Genomic DNA, 21,375 nt, shown 5'->3' with positions numbered 1-21,375 from the left:
GATTCAGGTCGGAAGCATGAGCAACTTCCGTGCTCGATGCTTCCAGGAGATGTACCTAGTGAACACTGTTCGTCGCGTTGCCACCGGTGGAATCCTCGGTCTCGCAGCCGCTCTCACCCTCGCGTCCTGCTCCGAGCCTGCGGCTCCCGAAGCCGCTGGAGACGGCGACGGGGCCGGCGGCACTCTCACGGTGTACACCTCGGAGCCGCAGGCGAAGATCGACGCACTCAATGCCGAGTTCACCGCAGAGAACCCCGGGATCGATGTGCAGGTGTTCCGCGCGGGCACCGGAGATCTCAACGCGCGCATCGCGTCGGAGCGGCAGACCGGCTCCATCGGTGCCGACGTTCTGCTCGCTGCGGACGCCCCCACGTTCGAGAAGTACAAGGCCGACGACCTGCTGCTGCAGTACACCCCGGCCGACGTCGACGCGCTCGACCCGAACGTCGTCGATCCCGACGGCTACTACGTGGGAACCCGCATCATCCCGACGGTCATCGCGTACAACACCGGGACCGTCTCGCAGCCCCCGACGTCGTGGAAGGACCTGGCGGACCCCCAGTACAAGGGCCGGATCACGCTGCCCAATCCCGATGTGTCCGGGGCGGCAGCGTTCAACACCGCCGTCTGGTTGGGTCAGGAAGACCTCGGCCTTCCGTGGCTCACCGACCTCGTCGCCAACGAACCGGTGGTCGCCGAGAGCAACGGCCCCGTCGCTCAGGCCGTTGCGGCCGGCACCCAGCCGGTCGGGATAGTCGTCGACTACCTGGTGCGCGAGTTGGCCGAGAAAGGCTCGCCCATCGCCGCGTCGTACCCGACCGACGGCGTCCCGTACATCTCCGAACCGGCCGGAATCTTCAAGGACTCGGCCAATCAGGAGGCTGCACAGAAGTACGTGGACTTCCTGGTCAGCAAGCGCGGTCAGGAGCTCGCCGTCGAGCAGCAGTACCTGCCGGTCCGGTCCGACGTCGGCACGCCCGAGGGTGCACCCGCACTGGACGACATCGAGCTACTGAACCCGGACCTCGACACCATCACCGCGTCCCAGCCTGATGCCGTCGCCACGTTCAACGATCTTCTTGGCTGACCGCGTCACCTGGGTACGCGCCTGCCTGTGGTTGGCCGTACTGGCCCTGATCGGCGCTCCGCTGGCGGCCGTGGTCTCGATCGGATTGGGCGGCAACCACATACAGGAGCTGCTCGACGGCGGAATCGCGTCGGCCGCGACCAACAGCGTCGTGTCGGCCGGTGTGGCGGCGGCCGCGGCGGTGGTGATCGCGACCATCATGGCCCTCGTTCTCGATCGCACCGATCTGCCGGGCCGATCGGTGCTGCGCCTGATTCTGCTCAGCCCGTTGCTGATTCCGCCGTTCGTCGGCGCGATCGCCTGGACGGGCCTGCTCGGCCCGAGCGGGATGATCAACTCGTACTGGAACGACGCCTTCGGCGGCGGACCGCTGTGGAACATCTACGGCGGCGACGGAGTGATCTTCTTGCTGACGGTCCACTCGTATCCGCTTGCGTACCTGATCATTTCGGCGGCGCTCCGACGCGTACCCGGCGATCTGGAACAGGCGGCTCGAATTGCCGGGGCATCTCCCTGGCGAGCCATGCGCGATGTGACGCTGCCACTGCTGCGTCCTGCCCTCCTGGCGTCGCTGACGTTGACGGCCGTGTCCAATCTGGCCGATTTCGGCATCCCGGCGCTGGTCGGACTGCCCGAGCGCTACGTCACCCTGTCGACCATGGTGTACCGATACATCCAGTCGGGCACCGTCGATCGACCACTGGAGGTGGTCTCCACCATCGGCATCGGACTCCTCGCACTGGCCGTGGTCGCGGTCGCACTCGACCGCGTTCTGGGGCGTCGCTCCGTTCAGCTCGACGGTGCGGTCACGGCCCCGCAGCTACTTCCGTTGGGCCGCAGCCGAATTCCAGCAGGTCTCGCTGCATGGATCCTCGGCCTCGTTCTGACGGTCCTGCCGATCCTGGCGTTGGCGACGCAGGCCCTGCTTCCTGCCCCCGGCGTGCCGCTCACCTGGGGCAACCTCACGCTGCAGAGTATCGAGAGCGCGGTCACCGCACCGGGAACCCTCGTCGGCATTCAGAATTCGGTGACGCTGGCCTTGGGAGCCGCAATCGTCTGCGGATTCCTGGGCCTGGCCATCGGGGTACTGACCACCCGCACCAGGTCTCGCGACAACGTCGGCCTGGATCTCGCGGCGATGCTGCCGCAGGCGATTCCCGGCCTCGTCATCGCAGTCGGCTGGTTGATCATCGGCCGCTACACCGGCCTGTTCGACACCAAGTGGGTCATCCTGTGCGCCTACGTGATGGCGTTCCTCGCGATCGTCGTCCAGGCCGTTCGAGCACCGCTGAGTTCCACTCCGACAGCACTCGAGGAAGTGGCCAGATCCTCCGGCGCGTCACATCTTCGATCGCTGTGGGACGTGCCGTGGAAGATGGCGATCCCCGCTGCAGTCACCGGTGCGGTGCTCGTTGCTCTCACTGCGGTGCGCGAGCTGACCATGTCGGTGCTCCTCGTCGCTCCGGGCACACAGACCCTCGGCGTCTCCATATTCAACCTGCAGCAGGCCGGCGACTACAACGCCGCCTCTGCCCTGTCCTTACTCGTCGCGCTCGTCGGATTCGCGGGCCTCGGCCTCGTCGCCTCCACCCGAGCCGGACGACCGTAGATCCAACGCTGAGAAGAGAGAACCGATGTCCGCCATCACGATCGAACGTCTCGGCCTCCGGTACCACGACGGCACGGTCGGCGTGGAGGGCATCGACCTGAAGATTGCCGACGGAGAGTTCGTCGCACTCGTCGGGCCGTCGGGCTCCGGTAAGACCACGCTGCTGCGTACCGTCGCCGGCTTCCTGACCCCGACTGCCGGTTCGATCTCCATCGGCCCGGATGTGGTTGCCAGCGAGCAACTCTCGACGCCGCCCGAGTCGCGCAAGCTCGGCATGGTGTTTCAGCAGCACGCGCTGTGGCCGCACCGCAGCGTCGGGCGCAACGTCTCCTACCCACTCGAACTGGCCAAGGTCTCCAAACCGGAGCGAACGAAGAAGGTCGCCGACGTGCTCGAGCTCGTCGGGCTGCCCGGGCTCGAGAACCGGGACCCGTCGACGCTGTCCGGTGGCCAGCGGCAACTCGTCGCCCTCGCGCGCGCTCTGGTCGGCTCGCCACGGGCACTACTGCTCGACGAGGCGCTCTCCGCCTTGGACGAACCACTACGCGATCGGCTTCGCCTCGAGCTGAGATCTCTGACGCGAGCAGCTGGTCTGACCGTCGTACACGTCACGCACGATCGCACCGAGGCCCTTGCCCTCGCGGACCGGGTCGTCGTCCTCGATCGGGGCAGCATCGCGCAGATCGGTACACCCGAGGACGTGGTGCGCGCCCCGAACTCGGCGTTCGTCGCTCGCTTCCTGTCCGACGCCACCCTCGTCGACGGCACGGTCGCCCATGGCACCTTCACCTCGGGCTCCCTGACACTCGCCGCGGACGGTGCCGGCCCGGGGACGCTTGCGATCCTGCCGACCGACATCGAAATCGTGCCCGACGGCGAGATAGAAGGAACCGTCACCTCGTCACTCTTCGGCCGCGACGCCAGCGATGTTCTGGTGCGCTCCGGCGATGTGGACTTCCGCTGCTCGGTACGCGGACCGCGTCCCGAGGTGGGTGACACCGTCGCGCTGACCGTCCGGCGGTCGTTCTTCTACCCGCGGTAGCCACCCTCGACCGCGGATCGGCTCCCCAGTTTCGGATTTCCGACTGCGATCGGAGGCGCAAATCCATATCCGGGGAGCCGATCCCCGTCCGGATCCCCCCGATCAGCAGCGGACCCAGCACTGTGATCCACCAGACAGGAATATTATTTGCTTAGCGCATGTATGTATATATATGGTTGCAGACAGCAAGTAAATGAACATCGGCGTTGGAGTACTCATGGCAGTTCAATCCACGACAGCGGAGTCGTTGGTCGAAGAGGTCTTCCTCTTCGGGCGCACGCTGAAGCGGGCCGTGACCACCGGAGTCGAGGATTCACCACTGCCGCAGGCCCTGACCGGAGTTCTGGCCATCCTGGCGACCGAGGGTGAATGCAGGCAGACCGACCTCGCCAGCAGGCTGTGCGTCAGTCAGTCGGCCCTCAGCCGGCAGATCGCGGACCTCGTCGACCTCGGCTACATCGATCGACATCCCGATCCCGACGACCGAAGGGCGTCACGGGTCTGTGTGTCGGACATCGGTCAGGTTCGACTGACACAAATTTGGAACAGACGCGCACGCCGCCTGGCAGAAATGTTGAGCGGCTGGAGCGAGGACGAGGCACTCGATGCACTCGACTCGATCCGCAAACTGAACGACACCTTCACCGAAGACGCCCACGCCCAGCATCAGGACGTGGCACGTATTGAATCGATTGCGAGATAAGACATGACCACATCTGCGGATACTCCGCCCAATCAGGCAGTCGTCGATCCCGACGCGATGTCGCATCGCCAGATCCTCGAAGCCCTCACCGGCCTGCTCGCCGCGCTGTTCACCGCGCTGCTGAGCACCACTATCGTCTCGACGGCACTGCCCACCATCATCGGTGATCTGAAGGGTTCGCAGACCGCGTACGCCTGGGTCATCACCACCGCACTGCTGGCCAACGCCGCATCGACGCCCATCTGGGGCAAGCTGGCCGACCTGTTCAACAAGAAGGTGCTGGTCCAGAGCGCGATTCTCATCTTCGTCGCAGGCTCACTGATCGCCGGCTTCGCGCACAACGTGCCGGTCCTGCTGGCCGCACGCGTGGTGCAGGGCATCGGCATGGGTGGTCTGACGGCTCTCGTCATCGCCATCATCGGCACCATCGTCTCCCCGCGTGATCGCGGCCGCTACTCCGGCTACACCGGTGCCGTCATGGCCGTGTCGATGTCCGGTGGCCCGATCCTGGGCGGCGTCATCGTGGACAGCCCGCTCGGCTGGCGCTGGTGCTTCTTCGTCTGCGTACCGCTGGCCGTCGTCGCCCTCGGCCTGCTGCAGAAGACCCTGCACATCAAGACCATCCGCAAGGACAACGTCTCCATCGACTGGCTCGGTGCACTTCTGCTCACCGCAGGTGTTTCCGTTCTCCTCGTGTGGGTCTCGTTCGCAGGCAAGGCCGACTACTACGCCTGGCTCTCCCGTGAGACGGCCTACCTGGTCGGCGGCGGAGTGCTGCTGCTCATCCTGACGATCATCGTCGAGGCGCGTCACAAGTCGCCGATCATCCCGCTCAAGATCGTCACCGAACGCACCACCGGCTTGGCTATCGTCGCGTCCATCGCCGTCGGTGTCGGCCTCTTCGGAGCCACCACCTTCCTCGGCCAGTACTTCCAGACCGCTCGCGGCTACACCCCGACCGAAGCCGGATTGCTGTCCATCCCACTGGTGTTCGGCATGCTCGTCGCCTCCGTCGGCTCGGGTCAGCTAATCACCAAGTTCGGTAAGTGGAAGCCGTTCATCGTCACCGGATCCGTTCTGTTGGTCGTCGGATTCCTGCTCCTGGGCACGATCGACCACGCCACCAGCCTGGTCACCGTCGGAATCTTCATCACCATCGTCGGCCTCGGTACCGGCATGTTGATGCAGAATCTCGTTCTCGCAGTGCAGAACACGGTCAGTGTGCAGAACGTCGGTGCGGCATCGTCGACGGTTGCGTTCTTCCGTACCTTCGGCGGCGCGATCGGCGTCTCGGTTCTCGGCTCGCTCCTGGCAACTCGGGTTGCCGAGAAGTCCGCAGCAGGCCTGGCCCAGCTCGGCGTCGACAGCTCGTCGGGTGGCGGTGGATCACTCGATCTCACCGCACTGCCCGCGCCGGTCCTCGAAGTCGTCCGCACGGCCTACGGTGACGCGACCGGACGCATCTTCATGATCGCCGGCTTCGTTGCGATCGTCACGCTGATCGCGGTGATCTTCATTCCGAATCGCCCTCTGCGCCAGACGATCGACATCGCGACGACCCCTGCGCAGGGACCCAAGGACGAGCCGCAGGACCAGCTCGCCGAGATTCCGTCCTTCGGTGACACGCAGGAGTACGTCTCCGCCGAGCGCGAGGCCGAGTACGACGCCCATCGTCGCGCCGAGGGTCGGCACGAGGCTCAACCGGGACAGCGCCCCTTCGAGGGTCTGAGCACCGACGCACGTGATCGACTGCTCGCCCTGCTGCTACCCGAGCCGAAGGACACGTTGGCCGCACTGGACGAGGCCGAGACCATCCGCGCCGAAGTGATCGAACTGCAGCAGGAACTCGATGCGAAGATGCTCGATTTCGATGCAGTGTGCGAGCGGCTCCGTCGCCTCGGACTCAGCGAGCAGCAGATCGCTCGAGTGTTGGGAGACAACCACATTCCCGACAGTCGCAATCACTACGCACACGCAGGATTGAACGGACACAGCGTCAACTAGGTCCACCGCCGACCAGGCCAAGCGTTACGGCGGTTCCCCGCACCCCCACCGGGAGTGCGGGGAATTTTCGTTCTCTATGCTCCAAGAACGGACCGGCCACCTTCTTTCGGTTCTGCACAGGCGGGAGAATCGCTCATGACACGTCGCCTCCAGATCTCCGCCGCCGCGGTCCTGGTAGCAGCGCTCGTCTGCGCTTCGTGCGCAACCGAAGAGCGGACGCCCGGCGCCCCCATCGACGGTGCAACGGGGTCCGCTCCCGGACTCGGGTGGACTCTCACTCCCTCGGATGCGGGTATCGAGGGCGGCCAGTTCCGCGATCCCGTCCAGGGCAGTGACACCGATTCGATGCACTCGGGATCCATCTCCGACGGGTCGACGGTCGTAACGCTCGTCGGCCGCCTGGACGGCAGGGAGTTCGTCGACGCGACCCTGGTGGGCGCGAGCATCGCAGACGGCTCGGTGCGCTGGCGTGCCCCCGCGGACGATATCGTCGGCTGCGGTGAGGAATTCGTCGACGGGCAGGTCGTCTGCTACCGCGGCAACACCGGCACTACATCCGAAATCCTCACTGTCGACACCGAATCCGGAGAATCGAGCACTCGGGACACGGCCTTTCCGATCACGAGTCTGACCACCGCAGACGGCCACGTGTACACCTCCCGGGCGGTGCGTGATGGTGCGAGGGCGACGGTGTCTCGCGGCACTGCGGACGCCCTCGACGCGGACTGGTCGGTGCAGTTCGATTCCACGGCCTCGCCTGACGCACCGTTCGCGTCCACGCTGCACACCGAGAACGAAATCGGGTTGTTCGACGACGGCCGAGGAGTGTTCGCCTTCGACCTCGACACCGGCGACAACCTCTGGTCCAGAACGGTTCCCGACTGCGCCCGATCGGGCGTCGCCTCGCGCGACGGCGCAGTGCGGGTGGCGCGGGCCGACTGCTCGGACCCGAATGCGATCGTGGGTTCGGAAATCGTCGACACCGACGGAACCGTTCTCGCTGCAACGGATTCCGTGACCCTGCAGCAACCGACGTTCGATTCCCCCGCCGAGTCGAGTCCGCTACTGCTCGGAACGGGAGGCTATCGGCCGTCGAATCCCGACCCCGTGTGGACCGACGAGAGTCTGGTCTGGGCCGTTCCGTCGGACATCACCGGCCCCGCCGCGGCGTTCCTGTCCACCAACGGACTGGCCTACGCCGTCACGGGTTCGGTTGCACTGCTGCGCAACACCGACACGGCCACCGAATCCGCGATCGACCTCGACACCGGGACCACGCTGTGGAGTCGAGAATCGGGGGCTTTCGCGGAGGTCGGCGCCCTCGACGGCGACGTAGCCACGCTGTTCGGACCGGAAGTTCTGCGCGGAATCGACGTCAGAACCGGATCCACGGTATGGGACATCCCCGTGGCGACGTTCGACGACGAGGGAATCGATCGGCAGTCGTGGCCGATGTTCGATCGAGTCGACTGCGACTCGATCGACACCGACTCGATCTACAGCAGGGCACTGAGCATCTCGCTGCTACGAGCGAGATAGATCTTCCCCCGTCGTCGACGCTGCTTACCGACCCGGAATGTACTTCAGCGCCTTGACGAAGGGCGGCATGATCTTTGCCCACAGCTTCGGCGGAAGTCCGCGCGGCCCACCGAGGTTGAGCAGACGCGTCGTCGCGATGGTCTGCGATTCCGTGTACTTGAGCAGCCCCTCGGTACCGTGCCTGCGTCCGACACCGGACACGCCCATGCCGCCCATCGGAGCGCCGGTGGTGCCCCACGTCGGCGCGTAGCCCTCGTCCACGTTGACGGTGCCCGAATGCAGCCGCGCCGCAATGGCTTCACCCTGCGCCTTGGTCTTGGCCCACACGCTGGCGTTGAGTCCGTACTCGGTGTCGTTGGCCTTCTCGATGGCCTCGTCGACGTCGGCGACGGGGTAGATCGACACCAGCGGCCCGAAGGTCTCGGTTGCCGCGCATTCCATGTCCTCGGTGACGTTCGTCAGCAGCGTCGGCTCGTAGAACAGCGGGCCGATGTCGGGACGTGCGTTGCCGCCTGCGACGACGGTCGCGCCCTTGACCTTGGCGTCGTCGACGTGGGCCGAGACCGTCTTGATCTGATCCTCGGAGATGAGGCTGCCCATCTCGATGCCGAATTCGTAGTCGGCTCCGAGGCTCATGTTGCGCACCCGTTGACCGAACTTCTCGGTGAACTCCGCGGCGATCGACTTCTCGACGTAGATACGTTCGATGGAGATACAGAGCTGGCCGGAGTTGGAGAAGCAGGCCCGCACGGCCGCGTCGGACACTTCCCGGAGGTTGGCACCCTTGGCGACGATCATCGCGTTCTTGCCGCCGAGCTCGGCGGAGAATCCGATGAGTCGACGCCCGGCCTGCTCGGCCAACAGCTGACCGGTGGCGGTGGAGCCGGTGAACATGACGTACTCGGTGTTCTCGACGATGGCGGTTCCCACCACCGAACCCGGGCCGGGAACCACGGCGAACAGGTCACGGGGCAGACCGGCCCTGTAGAGCAGTTCGACGCAGGCGAGTGCGCAGTACGGCGTCTGGCTGTCCGGCTTGAGCACCACTCCGTTGCCTGCCAGCAGTGCCGGGATGGCGTCGGACACCGCGAGGGTCATCGGGTAGTTCCACGGGGAGATGATTCCGACGACGCCCTTCGGCTGGTACCGGATCCGAGTCTTGGTCAGCACGGGCAGCATGCCGGTGACCTTCTTCGGGGCCAACAGCTTCGCGGCGGTGCGCGCGTAGTGCCGAGCGGTCATCGAGATGTCGAGAACCTCTTCGAGGGCAGCGGCGCGAGACTTGCCGGTCTCGGCCTGCGCCATGTCCATCAGCTCGTCGCGGTGGGCGAGCACCAGGTCGCGGTAGCGGTGGAAGATCTCGGCGCGCTCGGACACGGGGCGCTTGGCCCAGGCCACCTGAGCTGCACGAACGCGGGCGATCGCAGCGGTCGCGTCGGCGGCGGTGCCGACCGGGATGGTCGCCAGCTCCTTGCCGGTGAACACCTCGGTGATGGTTTTCGTCGGCCGCGATTCGGCGTCGGGGATGGCGATGAGATCGGCGAGCCGGGAGAAGGTCGAGGCGGACGGTGCTGGCATGGACTGGTCCCTACTGGTGAGTAGTGTTTTGAGTAACAGACAACCTACCTGGTCTTCGGCTCACTTCACAGGGCCGAAATTACCGAATCCTGTGGCACGATGGTCAGTGGTCTACCGGACGTCGGGGCGTACGGAGCTACAGGGTGGGAAATATATGCGCAAGGCATTCGTTCTGGCCGGAGCCGCGGCACTGATGCTGTCGTTCGCAGGGTCGGCCCAGGCCGATCCACTGCAGGATTTCATCGCTCCGCCGAGCGATCCGGATGCGTATCTCCCCACCTCACTCGGTGATCCATGGTTCGACCCGCCTGCCGGGTACGAGAACCTGCAGCCCGGCGCGGTGCTGAACCGTCGCGACGTCGCGGTCACGCCCGAGGCGTCGTCCGTGCAGTTGCTCTTCCGCTCCACCGATTCGAAGAACCGACCCATCGCCGCCGCGACGACGGTCCTGACGCCCACCGCGCCGTGGACCGGAGCCGGAGATCGTCCGGTCATCGCGTACAACGAGGCAACTGACTCGCTCGGTAATCAGTGCGCGCCGTCGTACACGCTGCCGCGCGGCAACAACAAGGAAATCGACCAGGTTCGAATTCTGCTCGACCGCGGCTACACGGTCGTCGTCACCGATTACCAGGGTCCTCGGCAGGCCTATTCGGCCGGTCTCGTCTCCGGACAGACCGTGCTCGACGGCTTACGCGCATCCCAGAGTGCAGGAGTGGCTGCGGACGCGCCGATCGGCATCACCGGTTACTCCGGCGGTGCCATCGCCTCGGGTTGGGCCGCGCAGTTGGCTCCCGAGTACGCGCCTGAGTTGAACATCGCCGGTGTCGCGTTCGGTGGCCCGCCGACCGACTACAAGATTTTGCAGACCTCCCTGAACGGCCAGATCGGTTCCGGTCTGTTCACTGCGGCGACCATCGGATTGTCCAGGGAGTACCCGGAGATGCGGGAGCTCGCCAACGACAACGGGAAGCGACTGGCTTTGGCGCAGAAGGATCAATGCGTCGACGTGTTGTCGTATTCGGGACTGTTGTTGCTGGACCAGCGAAACCTCTCCAACGTGCCCGATGTCTTCGACCACCCGATCACCAAGGCCGTCGTCGAGGAGAACCGGATGGGCCAGACGACGCCGGACGCACCGATCTACATCTACCAGGGCCTGCAGGACTTCCTCATCCCCAAGAAGGGTGCCGAGGCCGTGCAGGACCAGTGGTGCGCGGCGGGAGCGTCGGTTCGCCTCGAATTGGTCCCCGGGGATCATTCGGTGGCGCAGACCAACGGCCGTCCCGGTGCGTACGACTGGCTCGGGCAGCGCCTCGCCGGAGAGTCCACCTCCGGGTGCGAACGCGTGACCCGCTAGGAGTGGAGCCTGCGGAACGACCATGGAAGCTCGTCAGCAGTGGAGCCTGCGGAACGACCATGGAAGCTCGTCAGCAGTGGAGCCTGCGGAACGACCATGAAGGCCAGCACCGCTTGACCCTCACGCCACGGGAGGCAGCACAGTGTCTTTCGTGAGTGATTCGTCCGCGAACAGTTCGGTTGACGTCCAGGTCGGCATGCAGGTCGGTGCTGTCGCACGGTTGGTCGGTGTCAGCGTCAGAACGCTGCATCATTACGACGAGATCGCGTTGGTGGTGCCGTCGGGTAGAACCCCGAAGGGCTATCGGACGTACTCGTCGGCCGATGTCGAGCGGCTGCATCAGGTGCTGACCTACCGCGAACTCGGGTTTGCGCTCGACGTCATCGCGGCGTTGCTCGACGATCCCTCGGTCGACGCCATGGCGCATCTGCGTCGGCAGCGAGAGTTGTTGAACGAGCGAATCGATCACTTGCACGCAATGGCTGCGGCCGTGGACAAGATGATGGAGGCGAAAAAGATGGGTATGCAACTGACTCCCGAGGAGCAGCGCGAGATCTTCGGTGACAACTGGACCGGCGAAGAGTACGCAGAGGAAGCCGAGCAGCGGTGGGGCGAGACCGATGCGTGGAAGCAGTCGCAGGAACGGACGGCGTCGTTCACCAAGGACGACTGGAAGGCCATCAAGGACGAGGCCGATCTCCTCGAAGCGGATCTCGCAGCCGCGATGCAGCGGGGTGTGTCACCGGATTCCGCCGAGGCCGGGGTACTGGCCGAGCGGCACCGGGCGACCATCGAGCGGCACTACGACTGCAACCACGAGATGCAGGTCAACCTGGCGGAGATGTACATCGCGGACGAGCGATTCGCCAAGCACTACAACGACATTGCGTCGGGCTTGGCGCAGTACCTTCGCGATGTCATTGTCGCGAACGCTGCTCGTCAGGGTTGACGCGAACCATCGCGGACCGCTCGTGTGCGGTCGATCCACCCCAGACTCCGTACTTTTCGTCCGCGTCGAGTGCGTGTTGCAGGCAGCGCGCGATCACGGGGCATCGATCGCACACGAGCTTCGCCTGTCGCTCGAGGTTTCTCAGCGAGTATCCCCGCAGTCCCAGGGGCGGGTAGAACATCGAGACCGGCATCGAGCGACAGGCAGCGTTCATCTGCCAATCCCAGTGCTCGGAGATCGGTTGCATTGCTTGCGTTTTCATCGGCAGCATCCACCCTTTCGATCAGAGAAACAGTAGTCGGCGGGTGTTGCCGGATGTGACTGCGCGCCAGTTCTCGAGTCCGCCGTCCGCGGCACCGGCGTCGAGTGATCGCAGCTGCTCCTGTACCGCGGCGATCGGCGTGAAGCAGTAGTCGCTCCCGTACACCAGACGATCGGTGCCGACGCTGGACAGCAACGCGGGGAGCTGTCGCGGGACCGGAGTTCCGGCGAGGTCGAACCACAAGCGCTGCAGTACATCCGGCGTCGTCGGGGTTCCCAGACCTACCTGGGTTCGGAAGAAGTCGACCCGGTCGGCCAGCAGTGGCAGAACGCCACCGCCGTGAGTGAACACCCAGCGGATGTTCGGGAATCGATCGACCACGCCCAACAGAATCAGATCGACGACGGTTCGTGCTGTGTCGAAGAGGAATTCGATCATCGGTGCCGGACGCCCGAGTGACACTGCAGCAGAATTCGGCGGAGACGTCGGGTGCACGAAGACCACCGCAGGATCGCGCGTCCAGCGCGGCCAGCAGTGGCGTCAGTACGGCATTACCCAGGTAGATGCCGCCGGCGTTCGACATCACCGTGACGCCGTCTGCCCCCAGCTGATCGAGCGCCCGTATGGCCTCGACCGTCGAGTCGACGACGTTCGGCAGCGGTAGCGACGCGAAGAATCCGAGGCGGGGCTCGCTCGCCACGACCCCGGCCGCGAAATCGTTGACGCGTCGAGCCAGGTCGGCGGCCTTGCCGTCGTCACCGAAATGCACCCCGGGTGACGAGACGGACAGGATCGCGCTGTCGATGCCGCAACCGTCCATCATTGCCAGGTGTTCACCGACCGACCAGGACGGCCACTTCGGCATGCCGTCGGGAAATGCGATGCCCGACGCTATGGCCTCCCGCAGCTAGAAGTCAGGAACCATGTGGGAATGGACGTCGATCAACCCACCGGTGCCAGGAGTGGGCGATGCCGACGCCAGCGCAGACGGCAACGTCGAGAGGGCCGCGCCGGAGATCGTCGCGGCACCGAGCGCTGAGCAGGGTTCTGCGATCGATCACTGTCGAAGTCCTTCGGTCCGCCGTCACAAACTGACGTTAGCGTCACATATGAGATAAACCGCAGTCAACGGTGACATATACCAAGACAGGTCGGACTAGCATTGCGCGATGACAACCGATCGCTCTACCCCGAGCCCCATGCAGTTCCTCGGGTACACGTTCGGACGCGTCCTGCCCGCGTCGATGCAAGACTGGGTTCGAAACGATCTGGTGGGTAATGGCGCCCAGGTTCGCTACATCGCGCGCTTCGTTCTTCCGATCGTTCCGCTACTGCTGCTGTTCCTGCTGATCCCGGGGCCGCTGTGGATGTCCCTGGCGATGATGTCGCTGCTGTTCATTCCGCTGGTCTACTTCTCGATCGCGCTGATGAACGTCTATCGGCGGCATCGTCTGCTGATCCACGGCCTCGACCCGCAGATGATCAACGCCAAGGCCCAGAGCCGGGTCGACCGCACTCGTGACGACTACGAACGGCGTCACGGCCGCGGTTGATGTGCGAGCGATAGTCTGTGCCGCATGACGTCACCTGTGGAATTCAAGGCAACAGCTGATCTGGCCGACGAGATCGGTCCCGATATCCGCAGTTGCGACACCCAGTTCATCCAGTTCGGCAAGCACACGGAGTTCGCGGGCCCCATCACCACCATTCGCTGCTTCCAGGACAATCTGCTGGTCAAGCAGACCCTGAGCGAACCCGGCAACGGTGGCGTGCTGGTGGTCGACGGCGATGCCAGCGTGCATACCGCGTTGGTCGGAGACATCATCGCCGGACGCGGCGTCACCAACGGTTGGGCGGGTGTCATCGTCAACGGTGCGGTGCGCGACTCCGCGATTCTGCGCACGCTCGAGATCGGCGTCAAGGCACTGGGGACCAACCCGCGCAAGAGCACTCAGACCGGCTCGGGCGAGAAGAACGTCCCGGTGAGCTTCGGCGGCGTCACGTTCAACCCGGGCGAGATCGTCTACAGCGACCACGACGGCGTCGTCGCGGTCTGACCCACTACGGCGGCAGGCCTGAATGCCTGCCGCCGCAATGTCCTTACTTCACAAACGCGAGCAGCGCGTCGTTCACTTCCCGGAAGTGCGTCCACAGCAGCCCGTGCGGCGCGCCCTCGACCTCGACGTACGTCGCCTCTGGTAACACCTTGTGGAACTGCCGGCCCGTCGAATCGATCGGCAGGATGTTGTCTGCCGTGCCATGCAGGATCAGCGTCGGCTTGCCCGAGTCGCGGACCTTCTCCACATCACCGCGGAAATCCTCGAGCCAGGTGGGCACGACGGCGTAGGCAGCCACGGGAGCGCTGCCGGTCGCGGTGTTCCAGCTCGCGCGGACCGCAGCCTCACTGATGCGGGTCCCGAGGTTCTCGTCGAGGTTGTAGAAGTCCTTGTAGAAATTGTCGAACCAGGCGAAGCGGTCCTCGCGAGCGGCACTGTCGATGCCGTCGAACACCGACTGCGGAACTCCGGTGGGGTTGTCGTCGGTCTGCAGCAGGAACGGCTCGAGCGAGGCGAGGAACGCGAACTTCGCGACGCGATCGGTGCCGTACTTCGCGGCGTAGCGCGCGAGTTCACCTGTGCCCATGGAGAATCCGACCAGGATGACATCGTTCAGGTCGAGCTCGGTCAGCACCTTGTCCAGGTCGGAGGCGAAGGTGTCGTAGTCGTATCCGACGGTCGGCTTGCTCGACTGACCGAATCCGCGGCGGTCGTAGGTGATGACGCGGTAGCCGGCGTCGAGCAACGCCCGCGACTGACGCTCCCAGGAGTTGCCGTCGAGCGGGTAGCCGTGGATGAGCACGACGGGCTGCCCGGTGCCGTGATCCTCGTAGTAGACCTCGACGGGTGTGGAGTTCTCGGTTCCGACGTTGATGTGCGCCATGATCCTGCCTTCCTGTGGTCCTGAGCCGAGCAGGAGAACGGTCGTTCTCTCCGCTGTGGACTACTGTAGAGAACGTTGGTTCTCTCGGCAAGGGGTAGACGATGACGAATACGGAACTCGGGCGGGACGACGTGATCCGAGCAGCGGACGCGCTGTTCTACGCCCGCGGAATTCAGGCCGTCGGCATGGACGAACTGCGCACTGCGGCTGGCATCTCTCTCAAACGCATGTACTCGCTCTTCCCGTCGAAGACCGCCATCGTGGCCGAGGTTCTTCGCGGTCGCACCCGCCAGTGGAACGACGGCATCCATGCCGAAGCCGCCGTTCACGCGTCACCTCGCGAGAAACTGCTGTCGATCTTCGACTTCCTGGACCACTGGTTTCGCGAGGACGACTTCCGCGGGTGTGCCTTCATCAACTCCTTCGGCGAACTGGGCGCAACCATGCCCGAGGTCGCCGACGCCGCGCATCAGCACAAGAAGAACTTCATCGACTACGTCACCCGATTGGCCGTCGAAGCCGGCTGCGCACCGACCGTCGGGCTGCAGATCGCGTTGCTCGCCGAGGGCGCTCAAACCACGGCGGCCATCACCGAACTGGCCGAATCTGCCGCTGCGGCAAAGACTGCGGCCGAGGTTCTGCTGGATTCGAGCGCGGGGCAGGTCGATCGCTGACCTCTCCCATCGAAAATCACTGACATTTGACACTGAAATTCTTCGCAGGGCGGCGTTAGCGTCGAAGACATGAGCAAGCTACGAATCCTCGCCGCCCTCACAGTGTCGACGTCCCTGCTGATCAGTGGGTGCTCCACATCCGACGAGCCGTCAGCCGTCGAGTCGACCACCACCACGCCCTCGACCGGAACCATCAGAACCGACGACGTCCAGGCGGCCTTGGACGCCATGGTCGACGCCGGATCCGTTGCCGCTGTCGCGCAGGTACGTGACGGCGAGGATTCATGGTCGGGAGCCGCAGGCCTGGTCGAACGCGACGGCACCGAGGCCGCGTCGGCCGACGACCCGGTCCGCATTGCCAGCGTCACCAAGGCGATGGTTGCTGCCGTCGTGCTTCAGCTGGTGGACGAGGGGAAGCTCGAGCTCGATCAGCAGGTCGACGAGTTGCTTCCCGGCGTGCTCCCGAGGGCGGTGACCGTTCGCCAGCTACTCGACCACACCAGCGGTGTTCCCGACTACTTCACCGGATTCGACTCGGCGGAGCAGATCGCCGCGCGGGCGAACGATGCCGTCACCGACGACGAGTTGATCGCCCAGGCTGTGGCCATGCCCTGGGCGAGCGAGCCCGGTCAGGAGTTCAGCTACGCCAACACCAACTACGTCCTGCTCGGGAAGATGATCGCCGAGCTGGACGGCAAGTCCATCGGACAGTCGTTGCAGGACAGGATCTTCGATCCCCTGGAGATGAGGGACACGACATACCCCACCGATTCGACGCTCGACGCCGATGCCCTGCACGGTTACGTTCTGGACAACGGGACGTACACCGACGTCACCGAGTACGACGCCAGCATCTGGTCGGCGGGGGCGGCAGTGGTCTCCACCGTGGCCGACATGAACACCTTCTTCAGAGGGCTGTTCGACGGCACGCTGATCCCGCAGAACCTGATCGACGAAATGCAGGTCGTGACGCCGTCCACGTACGGACTCGGCCTGCTGCTCGGCGGAGATGCGTGCAACCCGGGCTCGGGCGAGCTCGTATTCGGCAACCGCGGCAACGGCTTCGGCTACCGCACCTACGCGTTCTCGAGCCCGGACGGTCAGCGTCAGGTATCGCTGGCCTGGACCACGGCGGGGCCGAACCCGGCCGCCGATCCACTCGAGCAGCCGGCCGCCGAAGCACTGATCGCCGGACTCACCTCGACCTGCCCGGCGTAGAACTCACAGCACGCTCACCCAGCCGTGCACCTCGTCGCTGGTGAGCGCGGCCTGGTGTCGCTTACGCAGAGTCAGCGTCACCGGTCCGGTTTCCTTGGTTCCTATTGCGCGACCGTCGATTTCGTACACGGGAGCAACTCCGGCCGAGGTGCCGCAGACGAACACCTCGTCCGCGATGTACAGCTCGGTGAGATCGACCGTCCGCTCCTGAACCGTCAGCCCTTCCTCGCGCGCCAGGGTCAGAATGGTCCGACGGTTGATGCCGTCGAGAATGTCGCTGGTGACGTCCGTGGTCACGAGCACGCCGTTCCGGACGAGAAAGATGTTCGCGGCACTGAGTTCGCACACATGGCCGTTGATGTCGAGGAAGATGCAGTCGTCGAAACCGCTGTCGATCGCATCCTGTTTGGCGAGAACAGAATTGACGTACGCACCGTTGACTTTGGCGCGCGATGGAATGGCGTTGTCGGGGATTCGACGCCACACACTCGTCTTCAACCGCATGCCGTCCTGCGGGACAATGGGATTGGCGTCGTACAGAAAGATCGACACCGTGGTGTGCAGCCCGCGCACCCGAGTTCCGGGAATCGATTCGTCCACATGGACGGTGGCTCGGACGTAGACCTCGGCCGTCGGGGCATTGGCGTCGACCACGTCGCGGGTTGCCTGTACGAACCGCTCGAACGTCCACTGCGACGCGAACGTGTCGATGCCGATGATCTTGCAGGACTCGACCAGTCGCTGGTAGTGATCGAGCAACCGGAATGCAGTACGCCGATCGCCGTCCACCTGCACGGGGAAGACGGTGTAGACGCTGAGCCCGTACAGAACGGCCGAGGTCGCTACTCCGAGCGTCGCATCCTGCGCCTCGACCAAACGGTCGCCGAAATACACCTTCGAGTGTGGAAGAGCCATGCGGCGATGCTAGTCGCCCGGCAAGTCCGAGCGACAACACATTTCTCGTCGTATGGTCGAGTTCATGAGCGCACGAACAGTACAGACCCGGACCCTGTGGAACGACGGCCCCGAGGTGGGTGCCATCGGCCTGGGATGCATGGGAATGACCTGGGCATACAAGGCCGACGACCGGACGGAGAGCCCCGATCACGTCATCGGGCACGCCCTGGACCTGGGTGTGAATTTCATCGACACAGCCGATGTGTACGGACCGTTCACCAACGAGGAGGTCGTCGGCACAGCCATCGGTAGCCGACGCGACGAGGTGATCCTCGCGACCAAGGGCGGTCTCGAATCTCATATCGGCGACGCCGGAGAGCCGGTCATTTCGGGCCCCAACGGCAAGCCCGAGCACCTGCGTTCGGCGATCGACGATTCGCTCCGTCGCCTGGGCGTCGATCACATCGATCTGTACTACCTGCATCGCCCGGATCCCGAGGTGGACGTCGAAGACAGCATCGGCGCGATGGCCGAGGCCGTGCAGGCCGGAAAGGTTCGCGCACTGGGTGTCTCGGAGTTCACCGTCGAGCAGCTCGATCGGGCCCAGCAGGTGCATCCGATCTCGGCCGTGCAGTCCGAACTGTCACTGTGGACGCGCGACCACCTCACGACCTCCCTGAAGTGGACGCAAGACAACGGTGCGGCATTCGTCCCGTTCTCACCGCTGGGCCGCGGCTTCCTGACCGGGAATTTTCGCGGAACCACGCCTGCCGCAGACGATTTCCGTTCACGATTGCCGCGCTTCAGCCAGGACAACCTCGATGCCAACCTCGTGATCGTCGACGCCATCGCGGCCGTCGCCGACGAGCTCGGTGCGACGCCTGCGCAGGTGGCCTTGGCGTGGGTTCTGGCGCAGGGTGAGCACGTGGTCCCGATTCCGGGCACCCGGCGCACGTCGCGTCTGGACGAGAACGCGGGAGCGGCCGAGTTGACCTTGAGCGCCGATCACCTCGCTGCACTCGACGCTTTGCCGGCTCCCGCTGGTGGTCGCTATTGAGATCGTCGGTATCGACCCTGCCGCCGACCTCGGCCTCGCCGAGCAGATTCTCGCAGTGCAGAAGAGTTCGTATGCGGTCGAAGCAAGACTGATCGGCGACAACAGGATTCCGCTGCTGCACGAGTCGGTGGACGATCTGTGCGCCGCACAGGTCCACTGGCTCGTCGCGCGAGAGGATCACGAAATCCTCGGTGCCGCTGCATGGTCCGAGGCGGAGATCGATCGCCTGGTGGTGGCTCCACACGCACATCGACGAGGAATCGGACGCGGCTTGGTGGACGTGATGTTGGATTCGATTGTGGGACAGCGAGTTCAGGTTGCTACCGGACGAGACAATGCGCCGGCCCGCAGGTTGTACGAGTCACTCGGCTTCGTACACACCGAAGATCAAGAAGTACTGCCGGGACTGTGGCTGGCTCGCTACGAACTCGTTCGCTGATCGTTGTCGGAGTTACGCGGGCGAGCGACGAACCAGATCAGTGCACCGGTTATCGGCATCAGCAATACAAATACGCACCACCAGAATTTCGTGCCCCTACGCGACTGAGTGCTGCGAAATATCGACACCCACGCAACAACGACGAGCACCAGCCACAACACGACCATGGACATCCAGGCAAGGTCGAACGCCAGCGGAAGTGTGGGATTGACCTCGGCGCTGATTTTCACCCGACTCCCTTCGACTCCGAACTCCACCTTGTCGAGTTAGATCGCACTAGGCTGCGGCCATGACCGCGTGGATCGAAGTGCTCACGGCTGTGACAAGTGAATCGAACATACCGTTGCGCGGCACTATCGAGGAAGTCCACGAAGCGGGCAGCCCCGAGTCCTTTCGTCACGGATTCACCTACAGCGGAACGCCACCCGTTCTGATCGCGCCCGAAGACAGCTGTCGGGTATGGCGATCCGGGCGAAAGACCCGCGTGGAACGCATCGACGGCAGTCCCATCTTCATCAGCGACGGCACGCGCGCCTGGGACTTCACGGGCCCGGCCGACCGGCCTCGCGTCGGCCCACTCGGCAGAGTGATCTACCTCGGGCCCAGCCAATTCTTGTTGCAGCAACGCAGTACCGCCGAATGGGCCAGCAACGAGTTCGCCCAACCCACCGGGCCGGTGGAGACCGTCGAGTTCGCCGGGCGCAAGTGTTGGACGGTTCGATTGGCTCCGCCGGAGGACAAGCCGTATCCGCTCCGAATCTGGGTCGACGTCGAGTCCGGCTTCATCCTGGGTGACCGCATCGACGAAGTCGGAATCGGTTCGCAGTTCGTCGAACTCGCAGTGGGCGAACCGATCGACGAGGCGTTCTTCGTCTGGGACGGGCCCGCAAACACCACCGAGGAGTACCAGAAACTGCTCGAGGACGAGTCGAGGGCGTCGCGCCGCGAGCACGTGCAGTGGTTCGCAGACCAGGTGGCGTCGACGCCGCTGACCGTTCGTGCGCCTTTGAATTTCACTCCCGAGGACGTTCGCATCGCCGGTGACGGGGGCTTCGATACCAGTTCTCGCAGAACGTTCCTGGGCCGCCGTCCCCGCAGTGACGAGGGATGGGCACCGAAGTGGAGGGTGACGCACTATGTGTGGTCCACGCAGGACTGGGACTGGGCGGCCGGGGCGTACGACACGGAGTTGGACGATGCTGCAATCCTTGAGTTGCAGCAATCGTTGCACCCGGGGGATCCGGTGGACCGTGGTCGGCGAGTCGCGGTACGTCGCGATTCTCTGCGCGGAACCGACTGAGTTGCGTCTCGACAGATGACCTCTACCGGTGTCGCTGTCGCGCTCGCCCTGTTCGCCATGGCTGTTTTCTCGATCGTCCGTGACCGCTACATGGGATTCTTTGCCAAGTTGGCATGGATTCTCGTTGCGTTCGTTCTGCCCATCATCGGGCCGATCCTGTGGTTCACAATCGGTAAGCGGTACTCCTACGGGCCGAGCGGCGGCAACGGCTAGCCGCCGCTAGTGACCGAGTGCGCTCCTGAGATCGACATTCACCAGATGGCCTGCCTGAGCGCGCAACCATTCGATCGTCTGCAGACTCGGCGCAGGTGCGTGAGCCAGCAGCACCCATCGGAGCTGGGTATTCGGTCGTAAATCGAACTGCACCAGCACTTCCGGAACGGTAGGCCACGGTGAGCTCCACACGACACGGTCGAACTCACTGCTCTCGACCACCCGAGGCGGCGGCGCGTCCTGGAACATCACCGGCCAGGCGAAGCCTCGATTGTGCGGGTGCAGATCGGGATGCATCAGCGCATTCCACACGAAGCGCGCAGGCGGCGACAACGAAGCCGTGCCGCTCCCGAGAACCATCATCGACCCACCGTACGCAACGGCCGACCTCCGAGTCCGTCCCTCGGACAGGCAGGTTGTGCTGATTACCGGGACTGTCTGAATAACGGTTGATCCGGTCCTTGGTTCGACACGCCGAGCTCAGCTTGGTGGGAAGGATCGACG

24 protein-coding genes are annotated in these 21,375 nt (G+C 64.6%); 17 read left to right on the top strand and 7 right to left on the bottom strand.

Annotated features, from left to right (window positions below):
* The first annotated feature begins 49 nt into the window (after window positions 1-49).
* The 6 genes from R4P47_RS22220 (at window position 50) to R4P47_RS22195 (ending at window position 7,984) form a co-directional block, all read left to right on the top strand.
* The gene (locus tag R4P47_RS22220) at window positions 50-1,087 is read left to right on the top strand and encodes an ABC transporter substrate-binding protein (RefSeq protein WP_317785797.1); all 1,038 of its coding nucleotides are present in this window, start codon (window positions 50-52) and stop codon (window positions 1,085-1,087) included.
* Entirely contained in the window at window positions 1,053-2,696 is a 1,644-nt protein-coding gene (locus tag R4P47_RS22215) for an ABC transporter permease (protein WP_411567370.1), read from the top strand. Before R4P47_RS22220 ends, R4P47_RS22215 begins: the two co-directional genes overlap by 35 nt.
* Window positions 2,697-2,721: 25 nt before the next feature.
* The gene (locus R4P47_RS22210) at window positions 2,722-3,738 is read left to right on the top strand and encodes an ABC transporter ATP-binding protein (protein ID WP_317785760.1); all 1,017 of its coding nucleotides are present in this window, start codon (window positions 2,722-2,724) and stop codon (window positions 3,736-3,738) included.
* Window positions 3,739-3,955: 217 nt separating this feature from the next.
* Entirely contained in the window at window positions 3,956-4,441 is a 486-nt protein-coding gene (locus R4P47_RS22205) for a MarR family winged helix-turn-helix transcriptional regulator (protein ID WP_068045167.1), read from the top strand.
* Between the two features lie 57 nt (window positions 4,442-4,498).
* A complete protein-coding gene (locus R4P47_RS22200; RefSeq protein WP_411567375.1) occupies window positions 4,499-6,445 on the top strand; it encodes an MDR family MFS transporter in 1,947 nt (648 codons plus the stop codon).
* A 135-nt stretch (window positions 6,446-6,580) separates the two neighbouring features.
* A complete protein-coding gene (locus R4P47_RS22195; RefSeq protein ID WP_317785758.1) occupies window positions 6,581-7,984 on the top strand; it encodes a PQQ-binding-like beta-propeller repeat protein in 1,404 nt (467 codons plus the stop codon).
* Window positions 7,985-8,008: 24 nt separating this feature from the next.
* Here the strand turns inward: R4P47_RS22195 and R4P47_RS22190 are convergent, their stop codons facing one another.
* Window positions 8,009-9,601, bottom strand: a complete 1,593-nt coding sequence (locus R4P47_RS22190) for a succinic semialdehyde dehydrogenase (RefSeq protein WP_317785796.1) — start codon at window positions 9,599-9,601, stop codon at window positions 8,009-8,011.
* Between the two features lie 115 nt (window positions 9,602-9,716).
* Between R4P47_RS22190 and R4P47_RS22185 the strand changes: the two genes are divergently transcribed.
* Both R4P47_RS22185 and R4P47_RS22180 read left to right on the top strand, forming a co-directional pair.
* Entirely contained in the window at window positions 9,717-10,922 is a 1,206-nt protein-coding gene (locus R4P47_RS22185; protein WP_317785757.1) for a lipase family protein, read from the top strand.
* A gap of 196 nt (window positions 10,923-11,118) precedes the next feature.
* Entirely contained in the window at window positions 11,119-11,871 is a 753-nt protein-coding gene (locus R4P47_RS22180; protein ID WP_317785795.1) for a MerR family transcriptional regulator, read from the top strand.
* On the opposite strand, the gene R4P47_RS22175 is transcribed toward R4P47_RS22180, so the two are convergent.
* Both R4P47_RS22175 and R4P47_RS22170 read right to left on the bottom strand, forming a co-directional pair.
* Complete coding sequence (locus R4P47_RS22175) at window positions 11,840-12,133, bottom strand: WhiB family transcriptional regulator (protein ID WP_317785756.1); 294 nt, start codon at window positions 12,131-12,133, stop codon at window positions 11,840-11,842. The two genes, R4P47_RS22180 and R4P47_RS22175, sit on opposite strands and share 32 nt — an antisense overlap.
* Window positions 12,134-12,154: 21 nt before the next feature.
* Window positions 12,155-12,595 carry an amidohydrolase family protein gene (locus R4P47_RS22170; RefSeq protein WP_317785755.1) on the bottom strand — a complete coding sequence of 147 codons (441 nt, stop codon included), beginning with the start codon at window positions 12,593-12,595 and terminating at the stop codon, window positions 12,155-12,157.
* Between the two features lie 161 nt (window positions 12,596-12,756).
* Here R4P47_RS22170 and R4P47_RS25160 point away from each other — a divergent pair, with 161 nt between their 5' ends.
* The 3 genes from R4P47_RS25160 to rraA all read left to right on the top strand — a co-directional run bounded on the left by R4P47_RS25160 (window position 12,757) and on the right by rraA (window position 14,190).
* Entirely contained in the window at window positions 12,757-13,044 is a 288-nt protein-coding gene (locus R4P47_RS25160; RefSeq protein ID WP_411567369.1) for a hypothetical protein, read from the top strand.
* Window positions 13,045-13,302: 258 nt separating this feature from the next.
* Window positions 13,303-13,686, top strand: coding sequence for a DUF5313 family protein (locus R4P47_RS22160; protein ID WP_094638507.1), 384 nt, complete (start codon window positions 13,303-13,305; stop codon window positions 13,684-13,686).
* A 24-nt stretch (window positions 13,687-13,710) separates the two neighbouring features.
* A complete protein-coding gene (gene rraA / locus R4P47_RS22155; protein WP_094638506.1) occupies window positions 13,711-14,190 on the top strand; it encodes a ribonuclease E activity regulator RraA in 480 nt (159 codons plus the stop codon).
* A 43-nt stretch (window positions 14,191-14,233) separates the two neighbouring features.
* Here the strand turns inward: rraA and R4P47_RS22150 are convergent, their stop codons facing one another.
* Window positions 14,234-15,073 carry an alpha/beta hydrolase gene (locus tag R4P47_RS22150; protein WP_317785754.1) on the bottom strand — a complete coding sequence of 280 codons (840 nt, stop codon included), beginning with the start codon at window positions 15,071-15,073 and terminating at the stop codon, window positions 14,234-14,236.
* A 101-nt stretch (window positions 15,074-15,174) separates the two neighbouring features.
* On the opposite strand from R4P47_RS22150, the gene R4P47_RS22145 reads away from it, so the two are divergent.
* Entirely contained in the window at window positions 15,175-15,747 is a 573-nt protein-coding gene (locus R4P47_RS22145) for a TetR/AcrR family transcriptional regulator (protein ID WP_317785753.1), read from the top strand.
* Between the two features lie 69 nt (window positions 15,748-15,816).
* Window positions 15,817-16,965: a serine hydrolase domain-containing protein gene (locus tag R4P47_RS22140; RefSeq protein WP_317785752.1), complete on the top strand. Its 1,149-nt coding sequence runs from the start codon at window positions 15,817-15,819 to the stop codon at window positions 16,963-16,965.
* Between the two features lie 3 nt (window positions 16,966-16,968).
* On the opposite strand, the gene R4P47_RS22135 is transcribed toward R4P47_RS22140, so the two are convergent.
* Window positions 16,969-17,880 carry an aminotransferase class IV gene (locus R4P47_RS22135; RefSeq protein ID WP_317785751.1) on the bottom strand — a complete coding sequence of 304 codons (912 nt, stop codon included), beginning with the start codon at window positions 17,878-17,880 and terminating at the stop codon, window positions 16,969-16,971.
* A gap of 64 nt (window positions 17,881-17,944) precedes the next feature.
* Between R4P47_RS22135 and R4P47_RS22130 the strand changes: the two genes are divergently transcribed.
* Both R4P47_RS22130 and R4P47_RS22125 read left to right on the top strand, forming a co-directional pair.
* Window positions 17,945-18,919 carry an aldo/keto reductase gene (locus R4P47_RS22130; protein ID WP_317785750.1) on the top strand — a complete coding sequence of 325 codons (975 nt, stop codon included), beginning with the start codon at window positions 17,945-17,947 and terminating at the stop codon, window positions 18,917-18,919.
* Entirely contained in the window at window positions 18,906-19,358 is a 453-nt protein-coding gene (locus R4P47_RS22125; RefSeq protein WP_317785749.1) for a GNAT family N-acetyltransferase, read from the top strand. Before R4P47_RS22130 ends, R4P47_RS22125 begins: the two co-directional genes overlap by 14 nt.
* Here the strand turns inward: R4P47_RS22125 and R4P47_RS22120 are convergent.
* Window positions 19,340-19,588 carry a PLDc N-terminal domain-containing protein gene (locus tag R4P47_RS22120; protein ID WP_317785748.1) on the bottom strand — a complete coding sequence of 83 codons (249 nt, stop codon included), beginning with the start codon at window positions 19,586-19,588 and terminating at the stop codon, window positions 19,340-19,342. The genes R4P47_RS22125 and R4P47_RS22120 overlap by 19 nt on opposite strands.
* A 59-nt stretch (window positions 19,589-19,647) precedes the next feature.
* Between R4P47_RS22120 and R4P47_RS22115 the strand changes: the two genes are divergently transcribed.
* Both R4P47_RS22115 and R4P47_RS22110 read left to right on the top strand, forming a co-directional pair.
* Entirely contained in the window at window positions 19,648-20,658 is a 1,011-nt protein-coding gene (locus R4P47_RS22115; protein WP_317785747.1) for a hypothetical protein, read from the top strand.
* A 15-nt stretch (window positions 20,659-20,673) separates the two neighbouring features.
* On the top strand, window positions 20,674-20,871 hold the full coding sequence (locus R4P47_RS22110; protein WP_317785746.1) for a PLD nuclease N-terminal domain-containing protein: 198 nt from the start codon (window positions 20,674-20,676) through the stop codon (window positions 20,869-20,871).
* 6 nt (window positions 20,872-20,877) lie between these two features.
* On the opposite strand, the gene R4P47_RS22105 is transcribed toward R4P47_RS22110, so the two are convergent.
* Window positions 20,878-21,234, bottom strand: a complete 357-nt coding sequence (locus tag R4P47_RS22105) for a hypothetical protein (protein WP_269596366.1) — start codon at window positions 21,232-21,234, stop codon at window positions 20,878-20,880.
* Window positions 21,235-21,375 lie beyond the last annotated feature (141 nt).

Origin of the sequence: Rhodococcus sp. IEGM 1370, assembly GCF_033142325.1 — a bacterium.
Taxonomy (GTDB): domain Bacteria; phylum Actinomycetota; class Actinomycetes; order Mycobacteriales; family Mycobacteriaceae; genus Rhodococcoides.
Note: the sequence above shows the minus strand (reverse complement) of the source record. Positions and strands in the feature narration are given on the sequence as shown.

Coding starts and splice junctions, on each gene's coding strand:
- R4P47_RS22220 (WP_317785797.1), top strand. CDS start 50: ATGTACCTAGTGAACACTGTTCGTCGCGTTGCCACCGGTGGAATCCTC.
- R4P47_RS22215 (WP_411567370.1), top strand. CDS start 1,053: ATGCCGTCGCCACGTTCAACGATCTTCTTGGCTGACCGCGTCACCTGG.
- R4P47_RS22210 (WP_317785760.1), top strand. CDS start 2,722: ATGTCCGCCATCACGATCGAACGTCTCGGCCTCCGGTACCACGACGGC.
- R4P47_RS22205 (WP_068045167.1), top strand. CDS start 3,956: ATGGCAGTTCAATCCACGACAGCGGAGTCGTTGGTCGAAGAGGTCTTC.
- R4P47_RS22200 (WP_411567375.1), top strand. CDS start 4,499: ATGTCGCATCGCCAGATCCTCGAAGCCCTCACCGGCCTGCTCGCCGCG.
- R4P47_RS22195 (WP_317785758.1), top strand. CDS start 6,581: ATGACACGTCGCCTCCAGATCTCCGCCGCCGCGGTCCTGGTAGCAGCG.
- R4P47_RS22185 (WP_317785757.1), top strand. CDS start 9,717: ATGCGCAAGGCATTCGTTCTGGCCGGAGCCGCGGCACTGATGCTGTCG.
- R4P47_RS22180 (WP_317785795.1), top strand. CDS start 11,119: ATGCAGGTCGGTGCTGTCGCACGGTTGGTCGGTGTCAGCGTCAGAACG.
- R4P47_RS22175 (WP_317785756.1), bottom strand. CDS start 12,133: ATGAAAACGCAAGCAATGCAACCGATCTCCGAGCACTGGGATTGGCAG.
- R4P47_RS25160 (WP_411567369.1), top strand. CDS start 12,757: ATGGCCTCGACCGTCGAGTCGACGACGTTCGGCAGCGGTAGCGACGCG.
- R4P47_RS22160 (WP_094638507.1), top strand. CDS start 13,303: ATGACAACCGATCGCTCTACCCCGAGCCCCATGCAGTTCCTCGGGTAC.
- rraA (WP_094638506.1), top strand. CDS start 13,711: ATGACGTCACCTGTGGAATTCAAGGCAACAGCTGATCTGGCCGACGAG.
- R4P47_RS22150 (WP_317785754.1), bottom strand. CDS start 15,073: ATGGCGCACATCAACGTCGGAACCGAGAACTCCACACCCGTCGAGGTC.
- R4P47_RS22145 (WP_317785753.1), top strand. CDS start 15,175: ATGACGAATACGGAACTCGGGCGGGACGACGTGATCCGAGCAGCGGAC.
- R4P47_RS22140 (WP_317785752.1), top strand. CDS start 15,817: ATGAGCAAGCTACGAATCCTCGCCGCCCTCACAGTGTCGACGTCCCTG.
- R4P47_RS22135 (WP_317785751.1), bottom strand. CDS start 17,880: ATGGCTCTTCCACACTCGAAGGTGTATTTCGGCGACCGTTTGGTCGAG.
- R4P47_RS22130 (WP_317785750.1), top strand. CDS start 17,945: ATGAGCGCACGAACAGTACAGACCCGGACCCTGTGGAACGACGGCCCC.
- R4P47_RS22115 (WP_317785747.1), top strand. CDS start 19,648: ATGACCGCGTGGATCGAAGTGCTCACGGCTGTGACAAGTGAATCGAAC.
- R4P47_RS22110 (WP_317785746.1), top strand. CDS start 20,674: ATGACCTCTACCGGTGTCGCTGTCGCGCTCGCCCTGTTCGCCATGGCT.
- R4P47_RS22105 (WP_269596366.1), bottom strand. CDS start 21,234: ATGATGGTTCTCGGGAGCGGCACGGCTTCGTTGTCGCCGCCTGCGCGC.